The following is a 5,885-nucleotide window of genomic DNA, read 5'->3' as shown; positions in this document are numbered from 1 at the left end:
CCTTGGTCCTCCTCGCGGCGGGCAGCGGGCCACCGACTCCGGGCTGCACGACATCGCCGTCGTGAGCGGCGGGCTCAGCCTGCTGTTGATCATCCTGACCACCGCCGACCGCGCCCTGCGTACCACCCGCGCCGGGACATCGGCTTGACGCACCGTCAATTAATCATAGGAGCACAGCACATGCCTGCCACCACCCTCGACGCCAACACCGCGCTCGTCCTCATCGACCTCCAGAAGGGCATCACCGCCCTGCCGACCTTCTCCCCCGCCGCCGACGTCGTCGCGCGCTCCGCCGAGCTGGCGGCCGCGTTCCGCGAGCGCGGGCTGCCGGTGGTCCTCGTCAACGTCACGGGCGGCGCGCCCGGCCGCACCCAGGCCGCAGGCGGTCGCGGCGGTGAACTGCCCGCAGACTGGGCCGAGTTGGTCGCCGAGATCGGCCGACAGCCCGGCGACATCACCGTCACCAAGCAGCAGTGGGGCGCGTTCCACGGCACCGCCCTCGACCTCGAACTGCGCCGCCGGGGCGTCACCCAGATCGTCCTCGCGGGCATCGCCACCAGCATCGGCGTCGAGTCCACCGCGCGCGCCGCGCACGAGCACGGCTACCACGTGACGATCGCGACGGACGCCGTCACCGACATGGACGCCGACGCCCACCGCAACAGCATCGAGAAGATCTTCCCCCGGCTGGGCGAGCTGGACTCGACGAAGGCCGTCATCGAGCTGCTCGGCTGACGACTGGGCCCCGCGCGCGTACGCTCGCCCCTCGGCCCGTACGCGCGTCACCCGGCCCGCATCACCTCCGCGATCCCCATCGGCACATCCCGCAGCCGCACGCCCGTAGCGTGGAACACCGCGTTGGCGATCGCCGCCCCCACCCCGACCGCGCCCAGCTCGCCGATGCCCTTGGCTCCGAGGCGGCTGGCGTGCGGGTCGTGGTCGTCGACGAAGAAGACGTCGAGTTCGCGGATGTCGGCGTTGACGGGGACGGCGTACCCGGCGAGGTTCTTGGACGCGAAGCGGCCGAAGCGGCCGTCGAACCGCGACTCCTCCAACAGCGCCTGGCCGATCCCCCAGGCCAGCCCGCCCGTCATCTGGCTGCGCGCGGTCAGCGGGTTGACGATGCGGCCCGCCGCGTACCCGGCGGTGCAGCGCGCCACCCGGACCAGCCCCAGCTCCTCGTCCACCCGGACCTCGGCGAAGACCGCGCCGTAGGTGTGCATCGAGTACGTGCGGGAGCGGCCCGCCAGGTCCGAGCCCTCCTCCGGGCCCCAGGTCGCCTCGGCCTCCAGGGAGCCGACGGCGTCCAGCGGCCGGCCGCCGAGGCCGGCCAGCTTCTCGCTCAGTTCGGTGGCGGCGGCGTGTACGGCCGAGCCGACGCCCATCGTGGCGGAGGAGCCCGCCGTCATCCACGCGGGCGGCAGCTCCGTGTCGCCGAACCGCACCTCGACCGCGTCGGGGTCGGTGCCGAGCACGTCGGAGACGATCGTGGCGATCACCCCCGGCAGGCCCGTGCCGATCTCCTGGGTCCCGCACTCCACCACGACGTTCCCGTCGGCGTCGATGCGCACCCGGGCCGTGGAGGCGAAACGGAAGGTGTCCATGGTCGCGGCGGCCATGCCCCAGCCGATCAGCTCGTCGCCGTCGCGCATCGAGCGGGGCGCGGGCGTGCGGGCCCGCCAGCCGAACCGTTCGCTGGCCCGCAGCAGGCACGCGCGCAGCTCGCGGGAGGAGAAGGGGAGGCCGGTCATCGGGTCGGTGTCCGGCTCGTTGCGCAGCCGCAGTTCGACGGGGTCGACGCCGGTCGCGTACGCCAGTTCGTCCATCGCCGACTCCAGGGCGAACATGCCGGGTCCCTGGTGCGGCGCGCGCATCGGCGTGGGTTCGGGCCGGTCGGTGTGCCGGATGCGCCGCCGGACCTCGATGGCCGGGCTGGCGTACATCCAGGTGCTGGCCTCCGTCGCGCCCTCGGCGTGGTCGCCGTCCCGTGAGGCGGCGTTGGCGGAGGTGTGGCGCAGGGCGGTGAGCCGACCGTCGGCGTCCGCGCCGAGCGTCACCGTCTGCCGGGTGGTGGGCTGGTGGCCGCAGGACGTGAACATCTGAGCGCGCGTCAGGTACAGCTTGACGGGCCGTCCGGTGACCCTGGCCGCGGCGGCGGTGAGCAGTTGATGCGGCCAGATGTAGCCCTTGCAGCCGAAGCCGCCGCCGATGAACGGGCAGTGGACGCGGACCTGTTCGAAGGCGATGCCGAACGCGGTGGACAGGGCGAGCTGGGTGAGCCCGATGGACTGGACGCTGTCGTGCACGGTGAGCCGGTCGCCGTCCCAGCGGGCGTACGTCGCCGACGGCTCCATGGGGTTGTGGTGCCGGTCGGCCGTCGTGTACGTGCCGGAGATCACGGTGTGCGCCGCGGCCAGCCCCGCCTCGACGTCTCCCTTCGTCTCGTCGGGCGGCGAGAGGAGCGGTTCCCGCTCGACGTCGTCGGGGGCCTCGTCGAAGACCACGGCCCGCCGCACGTCGGCGTATTCGGCCCGGACGAGCCCGGCCGCGTACCGTGCCCGCTCCCAGCTGTCGGCGAGGACGATGGCGATCGGCTGGCCCTCGTGGCGGATCGCGCCTTCATCGGAGCGGCGCATGGGCAGCGGCTGGACGAGGGGGCCCAGCGGCATCTCCGGCAGGTCGTCGGCGGTGAGCACCGCGCTGACGCCGGGCGCGCCGCGGGCGGCCTCGGTGTGCAGGGCGGTGAGCCGGCCGGTCGGTACGGTCGCGCCGACGAGGACGGCGTACGCGGCTCCGTCGGCGGGGGTGTCGCCGGAGTAGCGGGCGGCGCCGGTCAGCTTGGCGGGGCCGTCGGGGCGGCGCAGGCCGGTGGGGAGTGGTGCGTTCATCGGGGGCCTCCGTTCGCGCCGGGCTCGCGTCGGCGGGCCGCGTCGCGCAGGGCCCGTACGGCGGCGCGCTGGGCGAGTTCGACCTTGTAGCCGTTGTCGGGCAGGGGCCGGGCGTCGGCGAAGGAGATGGCGACGGCCGCGCGCAGGGCGTCGGTGTCGGCCAGTGCCGTGCCGCGCAGGGCCTCCTCGGCGGCGGTGAGCCGCCAGGGGCGGTGGGCGACGCCGCCGAGGGCGATGCGGGCGGAGCCGATGGTGTCGCCGACCGTGAGTTCCAGGGTCGCGGCGGCCGAGACGACCGCGAATTCGTAACTGGCCCGCTGCCGCGGCTTGAGGTAGTGGGAGAGGCGGGCCGAGGGGCGGGCCGGCACTTCGACGGCGGTGATCAGCTCGTCGGGTTCCAGGGCCGTATGGCGGTGGGGCTCCGCTTCCTCGGGCGTGAGGTGGAAGGCGGTCGCGGGTATCCGCCGTTCGCCGCCGGGCCCGCTGACGAGGACGTCGGCGTCGAGGGCGGCTAGCGCGACCGCGAGGTCGGAGGGGTGGGTGGCGGCGCATTCCTGGGTCCAGCCGAAGATGGCGTGCTGGGCCGTGTCGCCCGCCTGGAGGGCGGCGCAGCCGGTGCCAGGTGTGCGTTTGTTGCAGGGCAGCGGGGTATCGGCGCGGAAGTACGGGCAGCGGGTGCGCTGTTGGAGGTTGCCGCCGATGGTCGCCATGTTGCGCAGCTGCGGGGAGGCGGCGAGCAGCAGCGACTCGGCGAGGACCGGGCGTTCGCGGGCGGCTTCCGGGTGGGCGGCCAGGTCGCTCATCCGGGCCAGCGCGCCGATGCGCAGCTGTCCCGAGGGGCCGGTGTCGATGCCGGTGAGCGGCAGCGCGGTGATGTCCACGAGGTGGTCGGGGGTTTCGATGCCTTCCTTGAGCCAGTTGAGCAACTCCGTTCCCCCGGCGATCAGTTGGGTGCCGGGGGTGCGCAGCGCGGTGAGCGCCGAGTCCGTGTCGTGCGCCTTGGCGTAGGTGAACTCCTTCATGACCGCCCGCCCTCCGTCCCCGTCCCCGTCTCCGCGATTCCGGCGACTTTGGCGATGGCCGCGGTGATCTGCGGGTACGCGGCGCAGCGGCAGAGGTTGCCGCTCATCCATTCGCGGATCTCGTCGGGCGAGGAGGCGTGGCCCTCCCGTACGCAGGCGACCGCGGACATCAGCTGGCCGGGGGTGCAGAAGCCGCACTGGAAGGCGTCGTTGTCGTGGAACGCCCACTGCATGGGGTGGAGTTCGCCGTCGGTGGCGAGGCCCTCGACCGTGGCCACCTCGGCGTCCTGGGCGGCGACCGCGAGCGTCAGGCAGGACAGCACGCGGCGACCGTCGAGGTGCACGGTGCAGGCGCCGCATTCGCCGCGGTCGCAGCCCTTCTTCGCGCCCGTCAGCCCGAGCCGTTCGCGGAGCGTGTCCAGGAGGGTGGCCCGCACGTCGGGTGCGGGCACCTCGTATTTGTCGCCGTTGACCGTCAGATACAGCGTCGGCTGGAGACTCGTGCCCACCGGAGTCCTCCTCCACAGGGGACGGTGCACAGGGGACGGAACGTGCACCGTCCCCTGTGTACAGCCTGAAGTGGGCTCTCGGGCAAGGGTTTTTACGTCGGTCAGCGACGATCGGCCGGGCGTACCACCATCGCGGATCCGCCACCGCGCCGCACCGGTTCGGCGGCTGCCAGCCAGCGGCCGTCGGGCAGCCGTTGCACGCCGGTCGCCGCGCCGATCTCCGGGTTGAGCTTGAAGACATGCCCCAGTGCTTCGAGTTGGCCTCGCACCGGGCTGTTCCACAGCCCCGGTTCCAGCTCGGTGGTCGCCGCGTTGCGCTGGCTGGCGCGGGGCGCGGCGATGGCGTCGACGAGCGGCATGCCGCGGTCGACGTGATTGAGGAGGCTCTGGAGGACCGTGGTGATGATGGTCGCGCCGCCGGGCGAGCCGAGCGCGAAGAGCGGCCGGTCATGGCGGTCGAGGACGATGGTCGGGGAGATCGAGGAGCGCGGACGCTTGCCGGGGCCGGGGAGGTTCGGGTCGTGCACGGCCGGGTCGGCGGGCGCGAAGGAGAAGTCGGTGAGTTCGTTGTTGAGGAGGAAGCCGCGGCCGGGCACGGTGATGCCGCTGCCGCCGGTCTGCTCGATGGTGAGGGTGTAGCTGACGACGTCGCCCCACTTGTCGGCGACGGTCAGGTGGGTGGTGTTCTCGCCCTCGTACGTGGTCGGGGCGGCCTCGCCCGTCGAGGCGCACGGCCGCGGATGGCGCGGGTCGCCGGGGGCCAGGGGGCTGGTGAGCACCGCGTCGTCCTTGATGAGGCAGGCCCGCGAGTCGGCGAACCGCTGCGAGGTCAGCCCCTTGGTGGGGACGTCCTCCTGCGCCGGGTCGCCGACCCAGCGGCCGCGGTCGGCGAAGGCGATGCGGCTGGCCTCGATGTAGCGGTGCAGGTACTGCTTCTCACCGAGCCGCGAAAGGTCGCTGTTCTCAAGGATGTTGAGGGCTTCGGCGACGGAGGTGCCGCCGGAGGCGGACGGCGCCATGCCGTAGACGCCGAGGCCGCGGTAGGTGGTGTGGGTGGGCTTCTGACGCTTCGTCGCGTAGTCGCCCAGGTCGTCGCGGGTGAGGTCGCCCGGCCGTACGACGCGTGAGGACGCCGGGTCGACGGGCGGTTTGCGTACGGTGCGTACGATGTCGCGGCCCAGCTCCCCGTCGTACAGGGCGTCCACGCCCTTCTCGCCGAGCAGTTCGTAGGTGCGCGCGAGGTCGGGGTTCTTCAGCGTCGAACCGACGGCCGGCGGCTTGCCGCCGGGCAGATAGAGCTTGGCGGTGGCCGGGAAGTCCTTGAAGCGGGACGCGTTGTCGGCGGTCTGCTTCTGGAAGGTCGCGTCGACGGTGAAGCCGTCGCGGGCGATGCGCTCGGCGGGCTTCAGCACCTGGCGCAGCGACCGGGTGCCCCAGGCGTCGAGGGCGGTGTCCCAGGTGGCGGG

5 protein-coding genes are annotated in these 5,885 nt (G+C 73.1%); 1 reads left to right on the top strand and 4 read right to left on the bottom strand.

The window, feature by feature from the left end; genetic code table 11:
• Positions 1–180: 180 nt before the first annotated feature.
• Positions 181–735 (top strand): isochorismatase family protein, encoded by a 555-nt coding sequence (locus ACFU99_RS30105; RefSeq protein ID WP_384398006.1) that lies wholly within the window; start codon positions 181–183, stop codon positions 733–735.
• Between the two features lie 47 nt (positions 736–782).
• Here the strand turns inward: ACFU99_RS30105 and ACFU99_RS30100 are convergent, their stop codons facing one another.
• The 4 genes from ACFU99_RS30100 to ACFU99_RS30085 all read right to left on the bottom strand — a co-directional run.
• Positions 783–2,888 (bottom strand): xanthine dehydrogenase family protein molybdopterin-binding subunit, encoded by a 2,106-nt coding sequence (locus tag ACFU99_RS30100; protein WP_384398004.1) that lies wholly within the window; start codon positions 2,886–2,888, stop codon positions 783–785.
• Positions 2,885–3,910 carry an FAD binding domain-containing protein gene (locus ACFU99_RS30095; protein ID WP_384398002.1) on the bottom strand — a complete coding sequence of 342 codons (1,026 nt, stop codon included), beginning with the start codon at positions 3,908–3,910 and terminating at the stop codon, positions 2,885–2,887. The genes ACFU99_RS30100 and ACFU99_RS30095 overlap by 4 nt, the downstream gene beginning before the upstream one ends.
• The gene (locus ACFU99_RS30090) at positions 3,907–4,419 is read right to left on the bottom strand and encodes a (2Fe-2S)-binding protein (RefSeq protein ID WP_384398000.1); all 513 of its coding nucleotides are present in this window, start codon (positions 4,417–4,419) and stop codon (positions 3,907–3,909) included. The genes ACFU99_RS30095 and ACFU99_RS30090 overlap by 4 nt, the downstream gene beginning before the upstream one ends.
• A 101-nt stretch (positions 4,420–4,520) precedes the next feature.
• Positions 4,521–5,885, bottom strand: a 1,365-nt coding sequence (locus tag ACFU99_RS30085) for a gamma-glutamyltransferase family protein (RefSeq protein WP_384397998.1), incomplete at its 5' end; no start/stop codon positions are given.

Source organism: Streptomyces sp. NPDC057654 (genome assembly GCF_042800135.1).
In the GTDB taxonomy this organism is placed as follows: Bacteria; Actinomycetota; Actinomycetes; order Streptomycetales; family Streptomycetaceae; genus Streptomyces.
This window is presented reverse-complemented; position numbering and strand designations above follow the sequence as displayed.